Genomic DNA, 22626 nt, shown 5'->3' with positions numbered 1-22626 from the left:
TTGTTGGTTGTTAAAGACCTGTTGCCTGACAGAGCGTCGTGTCTGTCGCCGTGCGCTTTGTTTGCTGCGTTTCGCGACGGGAGCCGAACTATAGCAAGCTTGATCGAGTCTGCCAAGCACTTTTTCGTTACAGGCACAAAAAGCTTCGGGTGAAATGCAAATTTAATAAATATGCCGCTTAACGGATATGCCTCACAGATGACCGATACCGCAGTGTTGCTGATAGGAGAGGAAGAGACCTGGTGTGTCATCGTCATATCGTTCCTGCCATCGCTTCCATGGAGAAAGCACGGACTGCTTGCTTCCTGCTATGCATCAAGTGGATGGCGGCTGAGAGCAATAAACTTAAAAAATTTATACGAATCCTAATAAAGGAACGCTGGTTGCATAAATTTCCAGTTCCTTCAACCTTTGACGATAAGGGAATCAATTGAAAAACATTGCTATAGTCGGAGCGGGCTTTTCCGGTGCCGTCATTGCTCACGAACTCGCAAAGGCCGGTTATCAACTGAGCGTATTTGATACAAGAGACCATGTGGCGGGCAATTGCCATTCGGCCCGGGATCCCGAGACCGGGGTCATGGTCCATATCTACGGCCCGCATATTTTTCACACGAGCAATGAGAAGGTCTGGAGCTACGTCCAGCGCTTTGATGAGTTCATGCCATTCACCAATCGGGTAAAAGCCATCACGAAAGGTAAGGTTTTTTCGCTACCTGTCAATCTCCTTACTATCAACCAATTCTTCGGCAAGACTTTCAACCCTAGGGAAGCAGAAGAGTTCATGAAGACCATTGGCGATCAGAGCATCGCGGAACCGCAGTCCTTCGAGGAGCAAGCGCTACGGTTTGTGGGAAAGGATCTTTATGAAGCTTTCTTCAAAGGTTATACAAGCAAGCAGTGGGGCCTTCATCCATCCGAATTGCCAGCGAGCATTCTTAAACGCCTGCCAGTGCGCTTCAATTATGATGACAATTATTATGCGAGCACTTATCAAGGCATGCCGAAGAACGGCTATACCTATATCGTTGAAAAGATGCTCGACCATCCGAACATCAAGCTGCATTTAAGTACGAAATTCGAACGTTCGGCCTCTGGCGATTATGACCATGTCTTTTATAGCGGTCCTATTGATACCTGGTTCGATTACAGTCAAGGTCGGCTTGGTTATCGGACACTTGATTTTCAAGCCGAAACGCACACCGGCGACTATCAGGGAAACGCCGTCCTAAACTATTGCGACGAGGATATTCCGTGGACGCGGATTTCCGAACACAAGCATTTTTCGCCGTGGGAGTCCCATGAAAAGACCGTCATATTCAAGGAATTCAGCCGTTACTGCGAAGAGAATGACATTCCGTACTATCCTATCCGGCTCGTCAAGGACAAATCACAACTAAAGCAATATATTGAACTGGCGCAAGCGGAACGCAACATCACTTTTGTCGGGCGACTTGGCACATATCGTTATCTGGATATGCATGTAACGATCGCCGAGGCCCTGGATGTTGCTGAACGATTTCTGTCACTGAAACAAAGTGGAGATCAGATGCCTGCGTTTAACATCAACCCACTAAGCTGACTGCAGAGATGAATCTGGCGGGAAGATGAGCCGACGCAAGAAGCGTCGGCTCATCCCTGAACTTGTTTTTAACGGTCAGGCCAAGGTGACACATGCTGGGCGGACGCCTCTGTTTCTTTCTTGAGGGATCCCGCTATTTGAAGAACGGCATCTGGCTCGGGCCGGTGAAAATCATAAATGCGAGCACATCTCTGCTCGGGAAGTAAATCGGCGACGCCGTCCGCAAGCATTGCGGAAAACGAAGTAATGTTGGCTTCGGTATGCTTCTCCCGGATTTTTCCTTGCAAAGAAATTACTCGGCACTTGCTCATTCGCTCTCTCCCAGAAGATGGAGATTGCAGTATAGAACTGGCAACCCAGTGCCGCTGTGACATTTTGTATCCCTGACAGCGCAGGATACCCGGGTAAGAAACGCTTTATACGCTTCGTGGTCTGAACTGGACATGGTATTAAATACAGCCTGGAGGTCATCGCCGATGCAAGTCTCCCAATTGGAAAAAATCGCTGAGCAACTGCGCTCCCTGAAAACTCGTCTGGACAGTATGCCGGGATCTTCCGAGCAGCCACTGCAGGAAGACAGCGAATATGTCCGTGCTGCGCAAGAGTGCGACTTCATGCTGCCCTCGCCCCTGACACTGGGGACGCTTTCAGAGACTGTCGACAGGAAACTTCAGAATGTTGCTGTTCTCATGGAGCGTGCCCGTAATCATGAATCGCTCCCTGAGGACGCCCAGGCCGCCGCAGAACAGGAATACACCATGTCTGATGAAGATTATGCTGCGAACCACGCTCGGCAAGACACCAATCCGCAGGTTAAGGGCGTTGAACAACATGTGCGTTCGAGCTAAGGACACAATCCATTGCACCGCCGCTTTGGCAGCCTTACCGTTACATTGGCGAGGCTTCCTCTGTCACGCTTGGATGCCCGCCAACGCAGGGCATGGCTTTCATAAAAGACAACAGAATTCTCGCCGGGCGTAAACCGGGATGATGAAAACGGCGTCAACAACGTTGTCTTCCCTCGACGTTTGCGCTTCCGGTCGGTCCGGCTTGGCACTCGCTAGTAATCCGCAGTAGTTCAACAGACATCCGCCATTGCAGGATATCTATCGTTTTTTGCGCCTTTCACCGTTCTCATCCCATTACATCGCCAGTGAGCGCAAAGACTTGCGCGTCTGAAAACGCCCGAGAGCAACGAACGAGGCTAAAGCAGCCCGCCTGCAAATAGGCGAGCGCATACAACGGATATCCAAGGACTGGTATTACTACAGATGGCATCAAAGGCGTCTCGCCTGTCTGCCGATTGCTCCTGTTCGATACCATCCTTTCTCGCGGGCCTGCCGCAATCTGTTTAACCAGAGAACCGATGGAGACTCTGTCTATATGCTTGTCGTTCGCACCCTTAATGCACTCGGCATGAATAGCGATGTGGAAGAAAGTGAGATCCCTGCCTAAATCCGAACTAACCGTCGTCTTAAATTCCCTGCCCCTATTTGCCGGACGGTTTTCGTTTTGTAAAAACCGTGCCCGACAACGGCATGCAGTTAGTTCGGATGGCCGCCTAAGTGTAGAATCTTTAGCGTAAATACACACCTTGCATAGAGTGAAGTTGTAAAGTGACATCCATGACGATCCCCTTATTTCCAGATCAGGACAAAACGGCACTTGAAGAGAAGCTGCGTGAGCATTTCAGGGCATGGGTGGCTCATCGGGCACGCTCCGGCTCCACTGCCCGGAGCGAGAGGCCGCTCAAGGATGAATCGGCGATCGTCTATCAGGAGATGTGGCACGCATTCGCTGCCTATTGCGCTGCGCGAAACCTGAATACCGCCACGATCGAAGCTGAAGATATCAAGACCTTTCTGGCTTTGCGCGGCACCGGAAATGCCAATGGCCGCGCGAGGCCGGGCACCAAAGGGCAGGAACTGACTCCTCGCTATGCATGGCGCATGCTTACATTGATCGACCGCATAACCCGATTCCATGCACAGAGCGAAGGAATCACGCCCAATCCAGCCGCGGGCGAACTTTTGCAAATGAACGAATACCGTTATGCGAACGCCAGTCATCGTGACCCGCTACCGGATTACTGTACCGAGGCGCAAGCGAAACGCCTCATAGGTTACCTGACCGAGATACGAACGCCAGAGTCGGCTTCAGGCCCGCTCACCTGGAAGGAGCTGAGGGACCGAACCGCCGTGGCCTTGATGCTGGGTGCAGGACTGACTCCAGGTGATGTCCGGATGTTGACCCTGGAGGGGGTCGGCGTCGAAGGCGGACGCAAAGCGGGCATACCGTGGAAACTCGCATTGCCCGGCAACGGCAATGCCCCTGCGCGCGAAACGCCTGTCGCCGAATGGGCCGGACGCCAGCTGGCTCTCTGGCTGGAGGTTCGCGCCGCTCAAAAGATTGACGGACAACTCGTTTTTCCATCGACACGCTCTGGAAAACCCTGGTCGCACACCGGCTGCTATGAGTCATGCAAGGCCGTGCTGGCGGGCGCAGGAATGGATAATGAGAGCGGCGGCGTGTTCAAACTGCGTCATACCTTCGCCTTGCGTCAGCTGGCGAAAGGCAAAACGGAGGTTGAGGTTGCCCGTTGGCTGGGCATACTGGACATCAACAGCATGGCTCGCTATCGGCAGGTTCTTCCAAACCAGGTAGATGTCGTATAGCGATGACGATGAGCTTGCTTATGCCGCGCTGTCAGATCTCGTACGCAGGAGTGTGGAATCAAATGCGGTCTTGTACTGATTCTTCCCGGCGCGCTTTGCCTCGTACATGAGCTCGTCCGCTCGTTCCATGATCAGGGAAGGTGCGTTCGTGAAGACATCGTGGTGAACACAAATTACGATACTGCCGGTCACGCGGAGATGAAGATGATCCGGAATGCGCACCGCACCAATCGCTTGCAAAACCTTGCAAGCAAGCCATTCCGCATCTCCAGCAGCTAACCAACCCCGAGACGAGAATACCGAACTCATCGCCGGCCTTATGTCCGGCAGCATCACTCACCGCCTTGAATCCGTCCAGATCCAGCACCATCACGACGCTGATGGAGCGGGTATTCTTCAGCAAACGCTCAAGTGCTTCCTCGAAGCCCGCGCGGTTCAATGCTCCGGTCTGCGCATCGGTCTTTGATGCCGTTTCCAATGCCAAGGCTCGACGTTGCAACTCCCGGCATCCGCGGGCGATTTGTTGAATGACGAGAGCGTTTCCACCCTACCGGCCTGGTCGAGGCCGAGGCAGGCCGGTCAAGGTAAAAACGCTCTTGGCGCAATGTCATTGCAGTCAACAGCTATGCGGCTGACGAGTCTGCCAATGCCGGATAGTCGATATAACCCTCGGGTGAGGGATGATAGAAGGTCTCCGGCTTGGGTACGTTCAGCGAAGCGCCGATATGGAATCGGCGCGGCAGGTCGGGATTCGCAATAAAGAGTTTTCCGAACGCCACGGCATCGGCTTCCCCGGAGGAAATCAAACTTTCCGCGCTTTCTCTGGTCATTTTTTCGTTTGCTATATAGACCCCGCCGAACGCCGCCTTAAGCTCGGGACCAAGCCGATTGTCGCCGAGCGACTCGCGTGCGCAGATAAACGCAATCTTGCGCCTGCCAAGTTCGCGCGCGACATAACCAAACGTTGCAGCAGGATTCGAATCTCCCATGGTATGAGCGTCGCTGCGCGGTGCCAGGTGCATGCCGACCCGACCCGCTCCCCATACTTCGATACAGGCATCAGTAATCTCAAGGAGCAGGCGCGCCCGGTTCTCGATGCTTCCGCCGTAGGCATCGGATCGCTTGTTTGTGCTGTCCTGCAGGAATTGATCCAGCAGATAGCCATTGGCACCATGAATTTCGACCCCATCGAATCCAGCCAACTTGGCGTTTTCAGCACCCTTGCGGTATGCGGCAATAATTTCTGGAATCTCTTCGAGAGCCAGCTCACGCGGAGTCACATACGGACGCTGCGGGCGAATAAGGCTCACATGACCGGACGCCGCAATTGCGCTTGGCGCTACCGGCAACTGGCCGTCAAGGAAGACCGGATCCGAAATGCGGCCAACATGCCAGAGTTGAAGCATGATGCGTCCGCCGGCGGCATGCACGGCATCGGTCACCTGCTTCCAGCCCTGTACTTGCTCTTCAGACCAGATACCGGGCGTGTCAGCATAACCGACTCCCTGCGGCATGACCGCTGTTGCCTCGGAAATAATGAGTCCGGCGGAGGCGCGCTGCACATAGTACTGCGCCATCAGCGCATTGGGCACGCGCCCCGCCCCGACGGCGCGCGAGCGCGTCAGCGGCGCCATGATGATGCGATTGGGCAGGTTCAAGTCACCTGCCTGGAGAGGATCGAAAAGAGTCGTCATAAAACCTCATTGAAATAGTTACGATATTGCGATGGCAAAACGCTAACGTGGTTGGATGAATCGGCGATCAAGGACGCGCACTGTAGTTCTGTTGCTATAGGTTCATAGCCCGCTGTTCAGGCATTCAAGAAATGCCTTGATCGTCGTTTCATTTCTTTTGAAAAAAATCCATTGCCCTTCGCGACAGCTGGTGACGAGACCTGCTCGCTGCAGGACTGCAAGATGAGCGGATACGGTGGACTGGGACAAGCCGGTACGCGCATCGATCATCCCGGCGCACACACCCAAGGCAAGTGGATGCGCCTGATGGGAAAAATATTCCTCTGGTGCCTTGAGCCACTCAAGGATCTGGCGGCGAACCGGATTGGCCAGCGCCTTGTGTATAACGTCGATATCCATTGGATTGCAGTTGGATTAATTCCATACCGAAAGTGGATGTCCCTGACGGCCAATTGTGTCAATTGTCCGAAGAGTGAATATCGCTACTTTACGATATATCTGAATAGTTTGCTTGCAACGCTATAACCGGCACTTTTGCGGAATCTTAATCTCTCACCCGGCGCGATCGGTTAAAAGATAACCCACACTATTGAAAACAATTTATCACTCGCTACGGATCCATTCCCACCGCCATGCTGAAAGACATCTCTAGCGCCTTCGTACTGGCAAACCAAACACAAGGACACAATGAAGGCGCCTCCGCCGGACTGTCGTCCTCGAAGTCACGTCGCGTACTGGTTGTCGATGATAACGATGATGCCGCACAGTCCACTGCCGAACTCCTGCGCCTGCTGGGCCATGAAGTTTTTGTTGCCAACCAGGGTAGTACGGCGCTCGCGGAGCGTGCCCGTTGTCAGCCGGACGTCGTACTCCTCGACATCAGCCTGCCCGACATGGACGGTTATGAAGTGGCGCGCCAGATGCGTACCGCAACGGACCAGCAAGCGCTGGTGCTGGTCGCGATGACAGGATGGGGCGGCGAGCAGGACAAGCAGCTGGCGGATGCCGCGGGCTTCGACCTTCATTGGGTAAAACCCGTCAGCCTCGACAAATTGCAACAGATATCAGTATTGCCGCCGCGTTCGACCTGAAAACCGTTTGCATCGCAGTCCGGCACGGTAACTTGATGTAACGCGTGCCGGCCGCTGCATGGCGTACAGGAAACGACTGGTAGAATCGAAAGACTTCTCTTTCGATGCCATGTTGAAAAAATATACATCCCGTGTCTGGCCGCCTGCCACAGGCAGGCAGCGTTTTCTTTACCGCATCGCGCTGGCGCTGGTAAGCCTGCTGACTCTTTATACGGTGGCCGGCTTCCTGCTGCTTCCCCTGGTCATCAAGTCCCGGGCCGAGGCAATATTTGCAGAAAAATTCAAGCGCCACGCAAGCATTGAAAAGGTCCGCTTCAATCCCTTCACGCTGAAACTGAACGCGCACGGATTCCGGTTATACGAAACCGACGGCAAGAATCTCTTCGCCGACATCGAAACACTGGTGCTGGATCTTTCCAGCGAATCGCTTTTCCGCATGGCTCCTGTAATACAGGAGTTGAACATTACAGCGCCGCAGGTACGCATCGTCCGTCTGGATGCCAATCGCTACAACGTCGACGATATCATCACGGCACTCTCAGAACAGCCGCCTTCCGATGAGCCGGCACGTTTTTCGATCAACAATATCCAGATTGATCGGGGCAGGATCGAGTTCGACGACAAGCCGGTTCGTACCAGGCACGTGGTCGGCGATCTCCGCCTCGGAATTCCCTTCATTTCCTCGCTGCCTTCCGAAGTGCAGATTTTCGTCGAACCACTGCTTGCCGCCAAAGTCAACGACACCCCGGTACTCATCAAGGGAAAGGCACGTCCGTTTGCCAGCACGAGGGATGCAGTCGTCGATCTGAACCTGGACAACTTCGATCTGACCCGTTTCGTCGAATATCTTCCGTTTCAGTCACGGATCAAGGTGCCGAGCGCAAAACTGAGCATGAGCATGCAGGCCAAATTCCTGCAGCCGGAAGGCAAGCCAGCCGCGGTCACGCTTAGCGGCACTAGCTCGCTGACCTCGCTCCAGATCAGCGAGCCAGACGGAAAATCGATTGCCAAGCTTGCGAAACTTGCTGTCGAGCTCCGGGAGACGCCGGTGTTCGGCGATAGGATCAGCGTGGCGCGTATCGCTCTGGACGGGTTCCAGACAAAGCTGGTGCGCGGCAGCGACGGGCGTACCAACATCGAACGGCTGCTGACAGCCGCGCAATCGAAGGAGCCCGATCCAAAGAAGATGCGGCCGGCTTCAAATGAAAGTACGTCTCCCCGTATCGCCATCGGTGAAATTGCGGTCAGCAACGCTGTTCTTCATTATGCAGATGAAGCAGCAGCCCGCCCCATGCAAGCCGACATTGAAAAGCTCAATCTAACGCTCAGGAAACTCGACCTCGATGTGCGGCGCAATACGATCAACATTGCGGAAGCACGTTCCGACAGCGCCGCCTTTATGCTGCTCCAGGACAAGGCGTTAGCAACCGGCTCTCCCATCGCACCTCCCGAGACGACCAAGTCTGACGCGGCCGAGACGAAGTCCGCACCCGGACTTCAGGTATCCATCGGTGCAGTCAACATCGAGAACTGGTCGGCCCGCGTGGAAGACCGCAATCACGCCGAACCGGCGGTGATGACACTATCCCCGCTCAGCGCTTCCCTGAAGAACCTGTCGAATAAGCCTGGCACCGTTCCCAGTCCGCTGGCGCTGAAAGCCAACGTCAATCAAGGCGGATCGCTTTCACTTGATGGCAACGTCGGCATCGCACCGCTGCAGGCGGATATCGCCGTCGATATCAAGGGGATCGATGTCCTGCCCTTGCAACCGTATATCACCGATCACATCAATCTCAAGTTGACCCGTGCCAACCTCGCGGCCTCGGGACGCCTGCAGCTTGCCGCCGCAAAGGATAACGCGCTGCAGGGAGGATTCAAGGGCGACCTCACGCTGGGCAATCTGGCCACGGTCGACAAGCTGAGCGGCAATGATTTTCTGCGCTGGAAATCGCTGTTTGTCGGCGGAATGGATGTGCGTCTTGCTCCATTTGCCTTTACCGCAGACCAGGTGGCGTTGGGCGACTTCTTCGCGCGCGTGATCATTGATCCCAACGGACGCATCAATTTGCAGGACATTGCTCGCGGAGAGGCGGGGAGCGGCCGCAGCCTGACGGAGCGCGATGCTGAAAAAAGCGGCAAGGGAGTTGCCAAGGCTTCGGTTGCCAATGCAACCTCTGCGAACAATGCCGGCAACGCAGTCACCGCATCCTCGCCAGCTCGGCCATCGCTCACCGACGCCAAGGCAAGTGGCGCCAAGGCTTCTGCCTTGCCGCCAATTACCATTCGCAAGCTGACCTTGCAAGGCGGACGCGTACGGTTCACCGACAACTTCATCCGTCCGAACTACTCCACCACGCTGGCCAATTTCGGCGGAGCGGTTACCGGCCTTTCATCAATTGCGGGCGGAAACGCGGAAGTCGACATGCGCGGCGAGGTCAATGGCGCACCGTTGGCCGTTACCGGCAGCATCAACCCCTTGCGCGGCGATCTTTTCCTTGACCTCAAGGCAAACGTTCGCGGGATGGAACTTGCACCGCTTTCCGCCTATTCGGGCCGCTATGTCGGCTACGGTATCGAGAAAGGCAAGCTTTCGTTCGAAGTCGCCTACCGCGTCGACCAGCGCAATCTGACTGCCGAGAACCGCCTGATTCTCGAACAGCTCACCTTCGGCAACAAGGTCGACAGTCCAAACGCAACCAAGCTACCCGTGCAGTTCGCCATCGCGTTGCTGCGCGACCGCAACGGCGTGATCGATCTGAATCTGCCGATTGGCGGCTCACTCGACGACCCGCAGTTTTCCATCGGCGGCGTGCTCTTGAAAGTCATCGGCAATGCCATTCTGAAGGCGGCCACCCAGCCCTTCGCGCTGCTGGGCTCGCTGTTCGGCGGCGGTGCGGAACTGTCATCGATCGAATATGAACCCGGCCGCGCCACGATACCGTCCGCAGGCGAAGACAAGCTTCGTTCCCTTGCCCGCGCTCTAAGCGAACGGCCGAACCTCAGACTGGAAATTGGCGGTCAGGTCGATCCGGAAGCAGACCGCGAAGGCCTGAAGCGAACCTATCTGGAACGCCGGGTCAGGTCACTGAAACTGCGTGATGCCGGCATCCGCGCAGGATCCCAGGAAGCTGCGGGAATCACCGTGCGGCCGGATGAATACGCAGACCTCGTGACACGTGTCTACCGCGACGAAAAATTTCCAAAGCCGCGCAATGTGCTCGGCCTGCCCAAAAGCATTCCCGTTGGTGAGATGGAGAAACTGATCATCGCCAACGCGGAGGTTGATGAAGATGACTTGATCGCGCTGGGCAACCAGCGCGCCCAGAATACGAAAGCGTGGCTACAGGAAAAAGGCCAGGTGCCGCCGGAAAGACTGTTTATCGTTGCGCCGAGAATCGGGAAATCTGACAGCGCCAGCGGTAGCCGCGTGGAGTTTTCCCTAAAATAACTTTCGTCAAGACTAGGAAACAACTTGTAACACTCCTTACGCGAAATCTATGGATATGCGTACGCGCTTAGTATGTAATATCGACATCTACCAAGGAGATGGATCATGAATAAAACCATAGGCGTCCTCGGCTCGCTCGCCGGCCTGGCGCTGCTGGTGTCGGCCAATGTTGCCCATGCCCGGGTTGACGTAGGCATCAATATCGATATTCCGGGTCCGTATGTCCGTCCCGCCCCTGTCTATGTTCAACCGGGTCCGGTATATGTACAGCCGCAGCCTGTCTATGTGCAGCCGGCGCCTGTGTATGTTCAGCCGCGTCCGGTGTATGTACATCCCCGTCCGGTCTACGTGCAGCCGGCCCCTGTCTATGTGCAGCCGCAGCCGGTTTATGTCGGTCCGCGTCATGTCGACAATCATGGGTGGCGGCACCAGCATGGACATCATGGCAGGCATGACCGGGACAGGGACGGCGTTCCCAACTATGCGGATCGCGACCGCGATGGCGACGGCATTGCCAACCGCTATGACCGTCGGCCAAACAACCCCTACCGCTACTGACGCGGAACAACACTAGCTGTCCATCGTACCAGCAGGGGTGCACTGCTTCCGCTAATCAACGGACGTTGGGAAAGCTAGTCCGAATCCTGCGCATACCTATCCCTTTCTGCTTCCGGAGCAGGAAACATAACCCAAGCCAGCCGCTCAAACGGCTGCCTTGGGTTTTTCATATGGTTTTCGCGTTTCGGGGGGAGTCTTGCAAAATTTACGCAGTCTTTTATCGATTGTTATCCTGACATTCAATCGTGCCTCCGAACTGCGCACGACGATGCGGCAGCTACTTGCCCTTCCGGAAGTGCCGGATATTGTTATTGTTGATAACGCTTCGACGGATGACACGGTCACGATCGCAAGCAAGGAATTTCCTCAGGCAAGGCTGATCCGTCTTCGCGAAAACATTGGCGCAGCCGCCCGCAACATCGGCGTGGAAGCCGTACGAACGCCTTACGTTGCATTCTGCGACGATGATTCATGGTGGGCTCCCGGCTCCCTGGAAAAGGCGGCAGAAGTTTTCGAAGCCTATCCCCGCGTGGCCGCTCTCTGCGCCCGCATCCTTCTCGGCCCGCAAAATCGCGAAGACCCGATCTGCCGTGTCCTTGCCGACAGCCCATTGCCCTCGGACGGATTGCCGGGACGGTCGCTGCTTGGATTCATTGCCTGCGCCACCATCGTCCGGCGCCGGCCGTATCTGGACGCGGGCGGATATGAACAAAAATTTTTCGTCGGCGGCGAGGAAGAATTGCTGTCGCTGGATCTGGTCAGCAATGGCTGGCGGGTTGTCTACCTTCCCGAACTGACGGTACATCATCACCCCTCCCCCCAGCGCGACAATCCTGGCCGTCAGGTAATCGTCATCCGCAATTCGCTCTGGGTAAGCTGGCTGCGTCTGCCACTGCGTAGCGCCTTGCGTGAGACCCTGCGCACCTGCCATTCGGCAAAAAATCCGCGCATCCTCTTGAAAGCCGTGGGCAATGCCGCCCGGGAACTGCCTTGGGTATGGCGCAAGCGCAAGGTGCTTGCGCCCGAGACGCTTCGGCTATACCACCTGTTGCATCAGTGATCCTGCAGTGATGCGCTGGCCGACGATTGTCCACCTCACCACGGGATAGGTGGAATCTTTCTTGCATCAGATCGATGCAGAGCGTTATGGCTTTGACTGTACTGCAATGTGTGGAGGTGTTGAGGCTTCCTTGCCGTTGCCGGGGCCCGTTCGCCATGTCGCATCATCACGCCTTAAGTTGAACTCAGTACCGCTTCGGAACAAAGTTTCAAGAATGCCATCCTATTGGCATTGATATGGAAATACCAACATATGCTGCCCTTCAACGGCCGCAGCACCCATGGAACAACAAGCAACGGCATAAACTGCATAAAGGAAGATGTCCATGCGAGGCCCGAATCAGATTGACAAAGAAAAGATAGTGCACGGTCTATTGCAAGTCACGGTTGCAGCACTGTCCTTCTTGCAATTGCGCAAGCAGACGCAACGCAAGCAGTTGAAACAGCAGCAGCAGGCCTTCACCAGCAGTCAGGCCGCTCTCGATCCCAAACGTACGCGCGTGCGAACTGGCATGGAGAGGCAAGGCGAGGTTACGGCCGGTCGGGCGCAGGCGGAAGCCAAGCCCGAGACCTCTGCGAAGGCCCAGGTGAATCAGAAGCCGCATGAGGATCTGCGGCATGAGTCAAGACCCAAGGCCCTGCTCCACATCGCCATCTCGGCGGCGAAGGAGTGGTCGGCGCACCGTGCCGCAAGCAAGGGCGCGGCGCTTGCCCTGTACACCCTGTTCTCGCTGGCGCCCATGCTGCTCCTCGTGGTGACGATCGCCGGCTTCTTCTTCGGCGAAGACACCGTTCGCCAGAGTCTGCTTGAACAGATGTCGAAACTGATGGGAGCGGAAGGCGCCGACGCCGTAAAAACCATTCTGGGCGGCGCCAAGAACGAATCCGGCGGACTGATCGCAGGACTCGTTTCTCTCGCGCTGGTGCTGGTCAGCGCGACAAGCGCCTTTTCGGAATTGAAGGACAGCCTGGATGAGTTGTGGGAAGTACCGCCGTCGACCCAGTCGGGCTTGTGGGCCTTTGTAAAGGAGCGCGTCCTCTCCTTCGGACTGATCCTTGTGCTGGCGCTGATGCTGCTCATGACCCTCGGCGTCAGTACCGCGCTTGCCACGATGGAAGGCGTGTTCGGAGGCGGCACGACGGGCACGGTACTCAAGACCGTCACGATGGTGATTTCGCACGCCGTCTCCTTTGCAGTGGTCGCCGGCCTGTTCGCAGTGATATTCAAGTATCTCCCGGCTACCCAGATCGCATGGAAAGACGTGTTCATCGGCTCGATCATTACCGCCGTTCTTTTCATTATCGGCAAATTTGCGATCGGACTCTATGTCGCCAATGCCGACATCAGTTCGTCCTACGGCGCCGCGGGATCGGTCGTCATTCTGATCACCTGGATTTACTATTCCGCGCAGATCTTTTTCTATGGATCCCTGTTCACGCACGAATATGCGATGAAGGTCGGCAGCCGCGCCGGCACAAGCAATGCCGAGCAGGCCAAACCGCTGCCGGTGAACGGCAGCGGCGCTAGAGCGGTTTCGCCCTGACCGGCCCGGTCGAGGCCAAGGCAGATTGCCGCTGGAACAAGGCGCGACGACGCGACATGGCCAAGCCATGGCAAGGAGTCACAACGCCGTGCCGGCGGCAATCTGTCCGGGATCGGCAGGCAGGCCAGGATGGAGCCGCTCTAATCCCTCGATGTCACGAAATAGTATCTCTTGACGTCCTGGATATAACGTCGGGTCTCGGCAAAAGGCGGAACGCCATTGTACTTGCGCACGTTGCCGGGACCGGCGTTATAGGCGGCCAGCAGATGGTCGAAGGTGTTATGAGTCTGCATCAGGTACTTCAGATAGGCCGTACCGGCATTGATGTTTGTCTGCGGGTCGTACAGGTTATGAGTGCGGTCCAGTCCGATGAAGCGCGCGGTATCCGGCGTAATCTGCATCAGGCCCCGTGCCTGCCGGTGTGACGTGGCGCCGGGGTTGTACCCGGATTCCTTTTGGATGACTGCATGGATCAGCCCGGCCGGTACGCCGTGCTGGCTCGACGCCGTCAGCACCATCCGGTGATAGGGCTTCTCGTCGCAAGCGCGGCAAGCCACATTCGCTACGATCTCCGTGACCGACAAGCTGTACCCCGGCGCCGCGAACATCAGCTCCGGCGAACGCGGATTCGCCGTTTTCCGCTGCGTCCGGCTGCGCCCGGCTTCCGCGCCGAACGTGCTCCATTCGGCGAGAATGTCATATGCGCTTGTGGCTCGGCTCATGCGAGGCGAAGTCATTGGCGACGGCGGCACATCCGGTGCTGTCTGCAGGGCCTGGCCAGCGCACCCGGCAAGCACTGCGCATGCGCCGATGACACTGCAGGCTGCAATGCGCGATGCAGGCTTGGATACCTCCCACCGCAACCCTCCACTCACTGCATTGGCGGTTTGTGGAATCGCTGCCAGCAGCGGCCGTAATGAACGAGAGCGCAACATTCCATCCTCCCATGGCACTACCGCGATGTACGGCCCATCGACGAGACGGACGAACAATGACGGGGACGTGAAATGTCTTCTGCTGCGATTGGAGGCACTTGCGAAGCGGAGCCTTCCATGCGGAAGGTCGCATCCATACCATTCACGATGTGCAGCTCTGCTGCCGTAGGCGGAGAGCCCTTAGACCAGAAGCTTTGCGTCCCCGTCTTTCAACGGGTTTGCCAATATGTTTTGGTGATTCGTGAGGCGAGCATAGCGCTCATATTTCCCGCCGGAAAGAACTGATGCGATTTGTCACACTTTTTGACAAGGGAAATTTCCACCCAAGAAAGCCCCATCGCACATGCACTTCCACTCCGACCTTCGAACGTTGCCATTTTGATCAGCCGTCGCGGAATGATCGCTTCCGGCGCGGTCAAGACGTCCGAAGGAACGGTCGGCCTGCGCATTCCGTCTCATTGTTCGTTCGCGTTGCCGTATACTCTTGCATGATTTGCCAGCCGGGCGTTCCCGCAAGAGTTGCGCCGGCAATACCGCCCGCATGCCTTTCTTACCGATGACGACATGAGACAAGATCCACGCTTCCCCAATCTTTACATCCTCAATCACCCGCTGATTCAGCACAAGCTGACGCACATGCGGGACAGGGAGACCTCAACCCGCACGTTCCGCGAGCTTCTGCGGGAAATCACGCTGCTGATGGGGTACGAAATCACGCGCAATCTGCCGCTGACCACGGTGAGCATAGAGACACCGCTACAGACGATCGACGCTCCCATCATCGCCGGCAAGAAGCTGGTGGTGGTTCCTGTTCTGCGGGCAGGCATAGGCATGAGCGACGGCCTGCTGGAACTCGTGCCTTCGGCGCGCGTGGGCCATATCGGCGTCTATCGCGATCCGGATACCCATCGTCCCGTGGAATACCTTGTGCGGCTGCCCGACTTGGCCGAACGGATCTTCATCCTGTGCGACCCGATGCTGGCAACCGGCAATTCCGCCGTGCACGCGGTCGACGTCTTGAAGAAACGCGCCGTGAGCGACGATCAAATCATTTTCATGGCGCTCGTGGCGGCGCCGGAAGGCATACAGGTTTTCCAGCAGGCGCATCCCGACGTCAAGGTCTACGTCGCGTCGCTCGACTCCCATCTGAACGAGCATGCGTACATCGTGCCCGGCCTGGGCGATGCCGGCGACCGATTGTTCGGGACGAAATAAAACCGGCTTCCCGCCGGAGCTTGGCTCCATGTTCCGCCAGGAACGACAGGAACATTGCTGGGTCTGGTGCGGTCGCAGTTATTTTGGAGTCCATCATGACACGACCGCAAAACGACACCAATGCAGGCAAGCAGGACAAGGATCAGGGCGCTCTCGAAAAACTGGCCAATCTCGTCGACCCGGCCAGCCGCGATGTCAGCGATGCGGAAATCTTCGATCCCGGCTCCAACATCCCGAGTTCGGGCCGCGTACTAAACGAATCCGAAGCTCCGCCTTCCAAGCGCAGCCCGCGCTAAGGCGCCGGAGCGGCCGGCCCGGGACTTCCGTCATGTCGGCATGCGGAAGCCCGGCGCCGTCATGCGACCCACCTTCCGTTACATGACGGCGAATATGAGTCCAAGGCCGGCCAGCATAGCAAGCACGAGCAAGGCGATCAGAATGGGAGGCTTCATCTTGTTTTCCTTTCCTGTCAATTTGGCAATTTAATTTTTGAGACGGCTTGGCCCAATTCGTTCACTCGAAACGCAAGGCTTCATTGCATCAGGTAGGCTCCCTGTGCGCGAGAGCAAGCTCGACTACAATCGATCCTCAATGCCAACGATTGAAAGTTGCTCATGGCCTCCATGCCTACTCCGCCATCCGGCCCTGCCACCAGGCCGCCATTGACACCGCGCCCTGCCTCGACGCTGATCCTCGTTCGCGACGGCGCGGAAGGGCTTGAGGTATTCATGCTGCAGCGTACCCATCAGGCGGCGTTCGTGCCGGGTGGTTATGTCTTTCCCGGCGGAGCAGTCGATAAGGCCGACAGCGATCCCTTCTTCGCCACCGGCGTCCTCGATGACCAGGAAGCCAGTCGCAGACTCGGCCTGCCCGCAGGTGGGCTTGCCTACTGGACCGCGGCGATCCGCGAGTGCTACGAGGAAGCCGGGATCCTGCTGGCCCGTGATGAAAAAGCTTATCCGGCCGAGGTCACTGAACCGCTGCCATGCAACACACTGGAAGATGCCCGTGGCAAGGTCGCATCAGGCGAACTGGCCTTTGCCAGCCTGTGCCGCTCGCTTGGCATCCGGCCGGCTGTTGAGCAGCTCGCCTATTTTTCCCACTGGATTACCCCGGTCGGCGCGCCGCGCCGTTTTGATACACGCTTCTTCATCGGCATAGCGCCTGCTGGCCAGTGCGGCTCGCATGATAACGGCGAGACGATTGCCAGCATGTGGCTGCGCCCAGAAGACGCCCTCGCCCGCCACCGCGCGGGGGAAGTCGAGATGATGTTTGCCACGGTACGCACGCTGCAAACCCTGGCGCGCTTCAATGACGCGTCGGCGGCCGTGGAATACGCACGCGCGCAGACGTCGGTACCGACGCACAACCCCAGGGTTTCGACCGGCAGCAAGGGCCGGCGCGTGCTCATCCAGGGAGATGCCGCCTATGCCGAAGTCGGCAAGCTCGATCCGGAGGGCAAGGGCCATGCGGCAAGCGATATCACGCCCGGTGAAGTCACCGTGCTGTCCCGTTACCTGCGCAGGGTGACGGCGCCCAATCCGGGATACATGACCGGCCCCGGCACCAACAGTTACCTGGTCGGCGAAGGCGATGAGCTTGCATTGATCGATCCCGGCCCTGCGGATGCGAGCCATATTGCCGCGCTGCTTCGCCATGCCGGCGGCCGCATACGGCGGGTGCTGACCACGCATACCCATATCGATCATTCACCCGCCGCCGCGCTCATCAAGGCGCAGACCGGGGCTGACGTGCTGGGCATGCCGGCACCGCCGCACGGCAATCAGGACCGCTCCTTCATGCCCGATGCCGTTCCGGAGGACGGCATGAGGATTCGCATCGGCGGCTGCACCCTGAGGGTCCTGCACACGCCAGGCCATGCCTCGAATCATCTCTGCTACCTGCTGGAAGAAGACCGCATTCTGATGACCGGCGACCATATCATGCAAGGCTCGACTGTCGTCATCAATCCGCCCGACGGAAACATGCGGGAATACCTGGCTTCACTGCAACGATTGAAGACCCTCGATATCGATTACCTGGCGCCGGGCCACGGCTTCCTGATGGAGAATCCGCATGCAGTGGTTGATCGCATCGTCACGCACAGGATGGCGCGGGAAGACAAGGTCATGAAAGCGCTGGTCGGATTGGGCAAGGCAAGCATCGAGGAACTCCTGCCTGTGGCCTATGATGATGTGCCGCCGCAGCGGCATGCAATGGCGGCGCGTTCGCTGCTGGCCCATCTTGAGAAACTGGAGGCTGAGGGACGCGTCGAGCTGGCTGATTCATGCTGGCGGCCGTCGCAGGACGCCTCGGCGCAACAGGCTTGAACATGCCGGCTGCGCCAGGGTCTTTCATGGATCCGGAAGGGATTTCCGGGGCGCGTCAGAACGGATTTGATGCAAGGCGTGACGACGCGACAGTAACGAGTGAAAAGGACTTCAATGCGGCGGATGGCCGGTTATGGCAGCGCCCGGATCTCTTATGAGGTGCACGACAGGCTCTACCGCGGTCGCCGGGTTCAATACGAATCGTAGACGGACTGCCGGCGTTCAAACAGCGGCCGCTGACGCGAACGGTCGATTGCGCGGCGCTGGGGAAATCGCCCGGCCAGGAAAAAATGCATGGGATCGCGCCTGTCCGTTCCGTGGTCCGCGAATCGCCGCCCCTTCTGCGGACCGCGCCCCATCGACAGCCATGCCACCGCAGCCAAGCCGCCGGCCAGGCCGATCAGCAAACCTTTATTGCCAAGCAGACGCGTCGTACGTCCTGTTGTCGGCACCCTATTCTTCAATTCCATTGCAACGCCTCCTGTTTTCTACATGTATTCAACATCAAAAGCTGTCCTGCCTAGAGCGGATTGCAGGTGGATGTATGGCAGAATCGGTTTGCCCTGAGGTGCAGGGCAAGCCGAGGCGACCGACCATTCACCTGCAATCCGCTCTAATTGATGGCCGATATCAATAGGACTATGCATTTCCCGAATTTGTTCTTGCCTGCCAAAACTCTTGCTGCAGGCACTCCCATTGTCGCAATCCTGCCTGTTCGGCCTTCGAGAAATCTCAAGTTCCCTGATGCATTTTCGTTCTCGCCGATGCGGAACAACGGAACAGCAGTTCCTGCGGAACCCGGCTGCGCGCGCGCACTCTGTCTTCATGAGGGGTCATCTACCTGCCAAACTCAATCATGGAAAAATTCTTGATTCAGAATGAATTCGGACAAGCACAGGAATTGATCGGCGAAGAGATCGTGGTGCCAGACTTTGAAGAGCTGCAATTCATCCTGCACGCCTGGCTGTACGACAAGCGCGGCGGCTGGGCCATCACCGAACGCTCGTCCGGCAAGCGCATCACCAGCGGTCCGCAAGGCACCGAGCACACTGCGCGCGAACAGCTGGAAAGGCAGTTGCGGCTGCATGGAAAGGATGCGCTGATGCGGGTGCTGGGTGCGGGCAGGCTGTCAAGCTGAACGACGCGACAGTAACGCGTTACGGCAAGGCGTCCCAACGCGGCAGCCGACCCGTTATGATGGCTTCCCGCCCTCTCGCGGGAATGCATGACAGGTTCGAATCATGATGAACCGTGCACGGGCTGCAGGGGCTCGAAGATGGTCGCATCGCGAATAGCCTGCGTCACATCGGCGTACCGGTTCTGGTAGATGCTGACCTGCGCATCATATTCTTCCCTGCCGATATGGTTGCCGTGCTGATACGCAATGATCTCATTGAGGCGGTCGCTCATCGCCGTCGACAGCCATAGCCTGCGCACGACCTTGATCAACCCGCTGCTGCGGTCGATGAGGCTGAGGTAAAGGGTATATCGGCTGTCCTGGCTCAATACCTCCGGTACCGGCCGCGTTTCCGGTGGATAGAGAAAGACATGGAACTGGGCATCGCCCGTCATTCTGTCGCCGATCTGCCATGGCACGACCGCAATGTCCTCGACCTGCAGTACACCGATCCGCACCTCCTCTTCTGCGACAGTGCGCACCAGACCATCGGGTGGTTCTGCGAAAAACAGGCGAAGTTCGGGACCAGATTTAGAAAATTCGAAGACGGCCGAATCGGTCTCGAGCAATGTGCCGTTATATGTCTTGCCGACTTCCAGTATTTCCGGGGTCATACACTCTCCTGTTGCGTGCAAGGGGCGGCAGGCGCGCATGCCATGCTTGCGCGCCTGCGGTAAAAACTACCAAGGATCTGCCGATGGAAGGGCGCCTTCCCCTCAATATTGGACCTAAACAATGGACTCAGCTATTGAGTGCGCCGGGGCTGACGCTCACACGCAGATCGCCTGCACGGCCGTTCTGCCGCGAGTACAGCCATGCCGCATAGTCCTTGATCAGGGACATGCGGTCATCGTCGTTCATGTCCTTCCATGCAGCGCCGTGATGGTGATGGGCGATCACTTCGTCGAGCGAGAATTCGACGGAGCTTTGCTCGCCGTCATCATCGATTGCCGCCTTGATTCGACTCATGTTTGCTCCTTTCTTCAGAATGTCTTGTTGGGAAAGAACGCTGAAGCGAAACCCATGCCCGCCGGCGTTGGACCGCGAACCCTTCGAAACAAGCCGGTACGACCGATGCGGCAGCACGCATCCCGCGCGGCGCACAAGCCATGCCGTTGCCGGTTTTTATTGCCGGGAAGACGGCACGCGGGAAAGCTGCTCCCCGACAAAGCCGTCGAACGCCTGCAGCAAGGGGAGGAATTTTTCCTGGTCGACTTCGAGTTGCGCCAACGCCTGGCACGTTGCTTCCAGCGTGGAGAGCTGATCGGGCGCATGCGCCTTGCGGATGCGGTAGCGGGACGGAGCGACCTGCTGCAAGGACATTCTCGGCAGGTCGCGCAGCGCCGGATTCAGGAACAGCATCTTCCTGCTTTTACGCCATGTACCGTCGAGCACCACGAGGCGCAGGCGGCAAGGCGCTGCAGGAATGGCGGCTGTGCCGTATTGGGCGGACGGCAGCAATGCTTCCTGCGTCTTCTGCGCCTGCTGCGCCGTGCCCACGTCTCGCAGATCGTGCGTATGCGGCAAATCCGGATACAGCAGTATCGGCCGGATCTGCCCGCCTCCGGAAACGGCGGTCTGTGCCTCAACCCCGGCAGGGTTTTCGAAAGGCGCATGCAGCAAACGCTGCAATTCCTCGGCGTCAAATGTCTCGCCAACCACCAGCCGGCTTCCTTTCAAGCTCAGATGAAGCAGCAGCGCGCTGCCCTTCGCCTGCCTGCTTTCGAGCGGATGCTGAAGAATCAGTACCTCGGGAATCGGTTCGAGCGGCGTAACCCAGTGGCAAACGCAGACGGACTGCGGGCGGCGGCAGCGGCCGCACACGAGGCGGGGCGCCCTGTCAGGAATGAAATGGTCAGGAGTCATGAACTGGCTTGCGTCCGCGGCGCCGCACGGGTACGGGGACGGTATGGCTGATGGAAATGGAGCGAAAGCGTCACGACTATATCATCTGCCGCTGCGCCGTTGCTCCACTGTACCGGTGGATCGCCCGGGCCACCCGATGCAACTATTTCGCAAAGTGTATTGGGACTGGCGCAAAACGGCGCCGTTAAGCTGACAAGTCCTTCGCCACTTTCCTGGAAAACCATTCCCGTCATGGAAACACTGCAACCACCGAACGTCTCCTCCCTCGACCATCTGCTGCCGCAGGAACCTTTGCTGATGATGGGCGCGGGCCCGGTCCCGATTCCGCACAAGGTGGCCTATGCCAACTCGATCGTCATCAATCATCTTGGCGAGACCATGAACAAGGTCATCGAGCAGGTCAAGGAAATGGGCGCCTATGTATTCCAGACCGCGTCGCCACATGTGCTCGGCGTGGCAGGCCCGGGTTCGGCGGCGATGGAAATGGCGATCGTGAACCTGGTTGAACCGGGCAGCAAGGTACTGGCCGTGTGCAACGGCTATTTCAGCCGGCGCATGGCCGACATGGCGACCCGCGTCGGCGGCGAGGTCGTTACGCTGGAGATCGCGTCAAACAGCGCCGCCGAACCGGAGGAAGTGGAACACTACCTGAAGCAGGGCGACTTCCGCACGCTGACCATCGTGCAAGGCGAGACCTCGAACACCGTGTTCAATCGGCACCTCGAATCCATCTCGCGGCTGGCCCATCGCTACGGATGCATGGTGATCGTCGATGCCGTCTGCACACTCAGCACCATGCCGCTGGAAATGGACCGCTGGAAGATCGATGCCGTCATCACCGGCGGCCAGAAAGGCTTGTCTTCCATTCCCGGCGTGTCGCTGCTGGCATTCTCCGAGAATGCCTGGAGCCGCATCGCCGCGCGCCGGCATGCCCTGACCCACTGGTGCCTGGATGCGCTGCTGGCCGACAAGTTCTGGAATCAGAAGTCCTATCACTATACGGCTCCGGTGTCAGGCATACTGGCGCTGCATGAAGCCTTGCGGCTGGTATGCGAGGAGACCCTGCCGCGCCGCTTCGAGCGTCATGCATTGTGCTCGCTGGCGCTGCAGCGGGGCATCGAGGCCATGGGACTGGAACTGCCGGTGCCGCGCGACGTGCGGCTGAATTCGGTGGTCGGCATCACCGTCCCCGACGGCGTGTCGGGCGATGCGGTGCGCACCCACATGTCGCGCGTGCACAGGGTGGAGATTTCCGGATCCTTCGGCGCCAATATCGTGCGCATTGGCCAGATGGGCGAGCAGAGCCGCGCGCATAACCTGTTCCGCACATTGCACGCGCTGGGAACAAGCATGCAATATGCCGGCGCATCGGTCGATCTGCCGTCGGGTATCGCCGAACTGGAAAAGGGCCTGTCGGGAAGCTGACGGCAAGGCGGCTGTTACCGCAGCCGT

General features: G+C 57.8%; 22 protein-coding genes and 1 riboswitch. Of the genes, 13 read left to right on the top strand and 9 right to left on the bottom strand.

Annotation, left to right across the window (positions count from 1 at the left end):
* Window positions 1–430 precede the first annotated feature (430 nt).
* The 3 genes from glf to FH061_RS23700 all read left to right on the top strand — a co-directional run bounded on the left by glf (window position 431) and on the right by FH061_RS23700 (window position 4257).
* Complete coding sequence (gene glf / locus FH061_RS23710) at window positions 431–1582, top strand: UDP-galactopyranose mutase (RefSeq protein ID WP_151638306.1); 1152 nt, start codon at window positions 431–433, stop codon at window positions 1580–1582.
* 476 nt (window positions 1583–2058) lie between these two features.
* Window positions 2059–2430: a hypothetical protein gene (locus FH061_RS23705; RefSeq protein ID WP_151638305.1), complete on the top strand. Its 372-nt coding sequence runs from the start codon at window positions 2059–2061 to the stop codon at window positions 2428–2430.
* 777 nt (window positions 2431–3207) lie between these two features.
* Window positions 3208–4257, top strand: coding sequence for a tyrosine-type recombinase/integrase (locus FH061_RS23700; protein WP_151638304.1), 1050 nt, complete (start codon window positions 3208–3210; stop codon window positions 4255–4257).
* Between the two features lie 58 nt (window positions 4258–4315).
* Here FH061_RS23700 and FH061_RS23695 read toward each other — a convergent pair whose 3' ends face one another.
* The 3 genes from FH061_RS23695 to FH061_RS23680 all read right to left on the bottom strand — a co-directional run bounded on the left by FH061_RS23695 (window position 4316) and on the right by FH061_RS23680 (window position 6350).
* Entirely contained in the window at window positions 4316–4741 is a 426-nt protein-coding gene (locus FH061_RS23695; protein WP_192805224.1) for a GGDEF domain-containing protein, read from the bottom strand.
* 139 nt (window positions 4742–4880) lie between these two features.
* On the bottom strand, window positions 4881–5951 hold the full coding sequence (locus tag FH061_RS23685) for an alkene reductase (protein WP_151638302.1): 1071 nt from the start codon (window positions 5949–5951) through the stop codon (window positions 4881–4883).
* Window positions 5952–6053: 102 nt separating this feature from the next.
* Window positions 6054–6350 (bottom strand): ArsR/SmtB family transcription factor, encoded by a 297-nt coding sequence (locus FH061_RS23680; protein WP_151638301.1) that lies wholly within the window; start codon window positions 6348–6350, stop codon window positions 6054–6056.
* Window positions 6351–6583: 233 nt separating this feature from the next.
* On the opposite strand from FH061_RS23680, the gene FH061_RS23675 reads away from it, so the two are divergent.
* The 5 genes from FH061_RS23675 to FH061_RS23655 all read left to right on the top strand — a co-directional run bounded on the left by FH061_RS23675 (window position 6584) and on the right by FH061_RS23655 (window position 13651).
* Complete coding sequence (locus FH061_RS23675) at window positions 6584–7042, top strand: response regulator (RefSeq protein WP_151638300.1); 459 nt, start codon at window positions 6584–6586, stop codon at window positions 7040–7042.
* Between the two features lie 109 nt (window positions 7043–7151).
* Window positions 7152–10490: a DUF748 domain-containing protein gene (locus FH061_RS23670; RefSeq protein ID WP_151638299.1), complete on the top strand. Its 3339-nt coding sequence runs from the start codon at window positions 7152–7154 to the stop codon at window positions 10488–10490.
* A gap of 105 nt (window positions 10491–10595) precedes the next feature.
* Window positions 10596–11048, top strand: a complete 453-nt coding sequence (locus FH061_RS23665; protein ID WP_151638298.1) for a thrombospondin type 3 repeat-containing protein — start codon at window positions 10596–10598, stop codon at window positions 11046–11048.
* Between the two features lie 157 nt (window positions 11049–11205).
* Window positions 11206–12108 (top strand): glycosyltransferase family 2 protein, encoded by a 903-nt coding sequence (locus tag FH061_RS23660; protein ID WP_318841043.1) that lies wholly within the window; start codon window positions 11206–11208, stop codon window positions 12106–12108.
* A gap of 325 nt (window positions 12109–12433) precedes the next feature.
* A complete protein-coding gene (locus FH061_RS23655; RefSeq protein WP_225984838.1) occupies window positions 12434–13651 on the top strand; it encodes a YihY/virulence factor BrkB family protein in 1218 nt (405 codons plus the stop codon).
* A gap of 140 nt (window positions 13652–13791) precedes the next feature.
* Here FH061_RS23655 and FH061_RS23650 read toward each other — a convergent pair whose 3' ends face one another.
* Together FH061_RS23650 and FH061_RS23645 are read right to left on the bottom strand one after the other, a co-directional pair.
* On the bottom strand, window positions 13792–14373 hold the full coding sequence (locus FH061_RS23650) for a lytic transglycosylase domain-containing protein (RefSeq protein ID WP_192805223.1): 582 nt from the start codon (window positions 14371–14373) through the stop codon (window positions 13792–13794).
* A 360-nt stretch (window positions 14374–14733) separates the two neighbouring features.
* A riboswitch (cyclic di-GMP riboswitch) is annotated at window positions 14734–14819 on the bottom strand.
* Window positions 14796–15035 carry a hypothetical protein gene (locus tag FH061_RS23645; protein WP_151638296.1) on the bottom strand — a complete coding sequence of 80 codons (240 nt, stop codon included), beginning with the start codon at window positions 15033–15035 and terminating at the stop codon, window positions 14796–14798. It overlaps the preceding riboswitch by 24 nt.
* Window positions 15036–15150: 115 nt before the next feature.
* On the opposite strand from FH061_RS23645, the gene upp reads away from it, so the two are divergent.
* The 3 genes from upp (at window position 15151) to FH061_RS23630 (ending at window position 18131) form a co-directional block, all read left to right on the top strand.
* The gene (gene upp / locus FH061_RS23640; protein WP_151638295.1) at window positions 15151–15801 is read left to right on the top strand and encodes a uracil phosphoribosyltransferase; all 651 of its coding nucleotides are present in this window, start codon (window positions 15151–15153) and stop codon (window positions 15799–15801) included.
* Between the two features lie 95 nt (window positions 15802–15896).
* Entirely contained in the window at window positions 15897–16097 is a 201-nt protein-coding gene (locus FH061_RS23635; protein WP_151638294.1) for a hypothetical protein, read from the top strand.
* Between the two features lie 366 nt (window positions 16098–16463).
* On the top strand, window positions 16464–18131 hold the full coding sequence (locus FH061_RS23630; RefSeq protein WP_151638293.1) for an MBL fold metallo-hydrolase: 1668 nt from the start codon (window positions 16464–16466) through the stop codon (window positions 18129–18131).
* Between the two features lie 191 nt (window positions 18132–18322).
* Here the strand turns inward: FH061_RS23630 and FH061_RS23625 are convergent, their stop codons facing one another.
* Window positions 18323–18601, bottom strand: a complete 279-nt coding sequence (locus tag FH061_RS23625; RefSeq protein WP_151638292.1) for a hypothetical protein — start codon at window positions 18599–18601, stop codon at window positions 18323–18325.
* Window positions 18602–18999: 398 nt separating this feature from the next.
* On the opposite strand from FH061_RS23625, the gene FH061_RS23620 reads away from it, so the two are divergent.
* Window positions 19000–19269 carry a hypothetical protein gene (locus FH061_RS23620; RefSeq protein ID WP_151638291.1) on the top strand — a complete coding sequence of 90 codons (270 nt, stop codon included), beginning with the start codon at window positions 19000–19002 and terminating at the stop codon, window positions 19267–19269.
* A 101-nt stretch (window positions 19270–19370) separates the two neighbouring features.
* Here the strand turns inward: FH061_RS23620 and FH061_RS23615 are convergent, their stop codons facing one another.
* The 3 genes from FH061_RS23615 to FH061_RS23605 form a co-directional block, all read right to left on the bottom strand.
* Window positions 19371–19922, bottom strand: coding sequence for a hypothetical protein (locus tag FH061_RS23615; protein ID WP_151638290.1), 552 nt, complete (start codon window positions 19920–19922; stop codon window positions 19371–19373).
* 127 nt (window positions 19923–20049) lie between these two features.
* Window positions 20050–20277 carry a hypothetical protein gene (locus FH061_RS23610; RefSeq protein WP_151638289.1) on the bottom strand — a complete coding sequence of 76 codons (228 nt, stop codon included), beginning with the start codon at window positions 20275–20277 and terminating at the stop codon, window positions 20050–20052.
* Between the two features lie 156 nt (window positions 20278–20433).
* Window positions 20434–21174, bottom strand: a complete 741-nt coding sequence (locus FH061_RS23605) for a tRNA-uridine aminocarboxypropyltransferase (protein ID WP_151638288.1) — start codon at window positions 21172–21174, stop codon at window positions 20434–20436.
* 231 nt (window positions 21175–21405) lie between these two features.
* Here FH061_RS23605 and FH061_RS23600 point away from each other — a divergent pair, with 231 nt between their 5' ends.
* Window positions 21406–22599 carry a pyridoxal-phosphate-dependent aminotransferase family protein gene (locus FH061_RS23600; protein WP_151638287.1) on the top strand — a complete coding sequence of 398 codons (1194 nt, stop codon included), beginning with the start codon at window positions 21406–21408 and terminating at the stop codon, window positions 22597–22599.
* Window positions 22600–22626: the final 27 nt, after the last annotated feature.

Origin of the sequence: Noviherbaspirillum aerium (assembly GCF_008929045.1) — a bacterium.
Classification (GTDB): domain Bacteria; phylum Pseudomonadota; class Gammaproteobacteria; order Burkholderiales; family Burkholderiaceae_D; genus Noviherbaspirillum; species Noviherbaspirillum aerium.
This window is presented reverse-complemented; position numbering and strand designations above follow the sequence as displayed.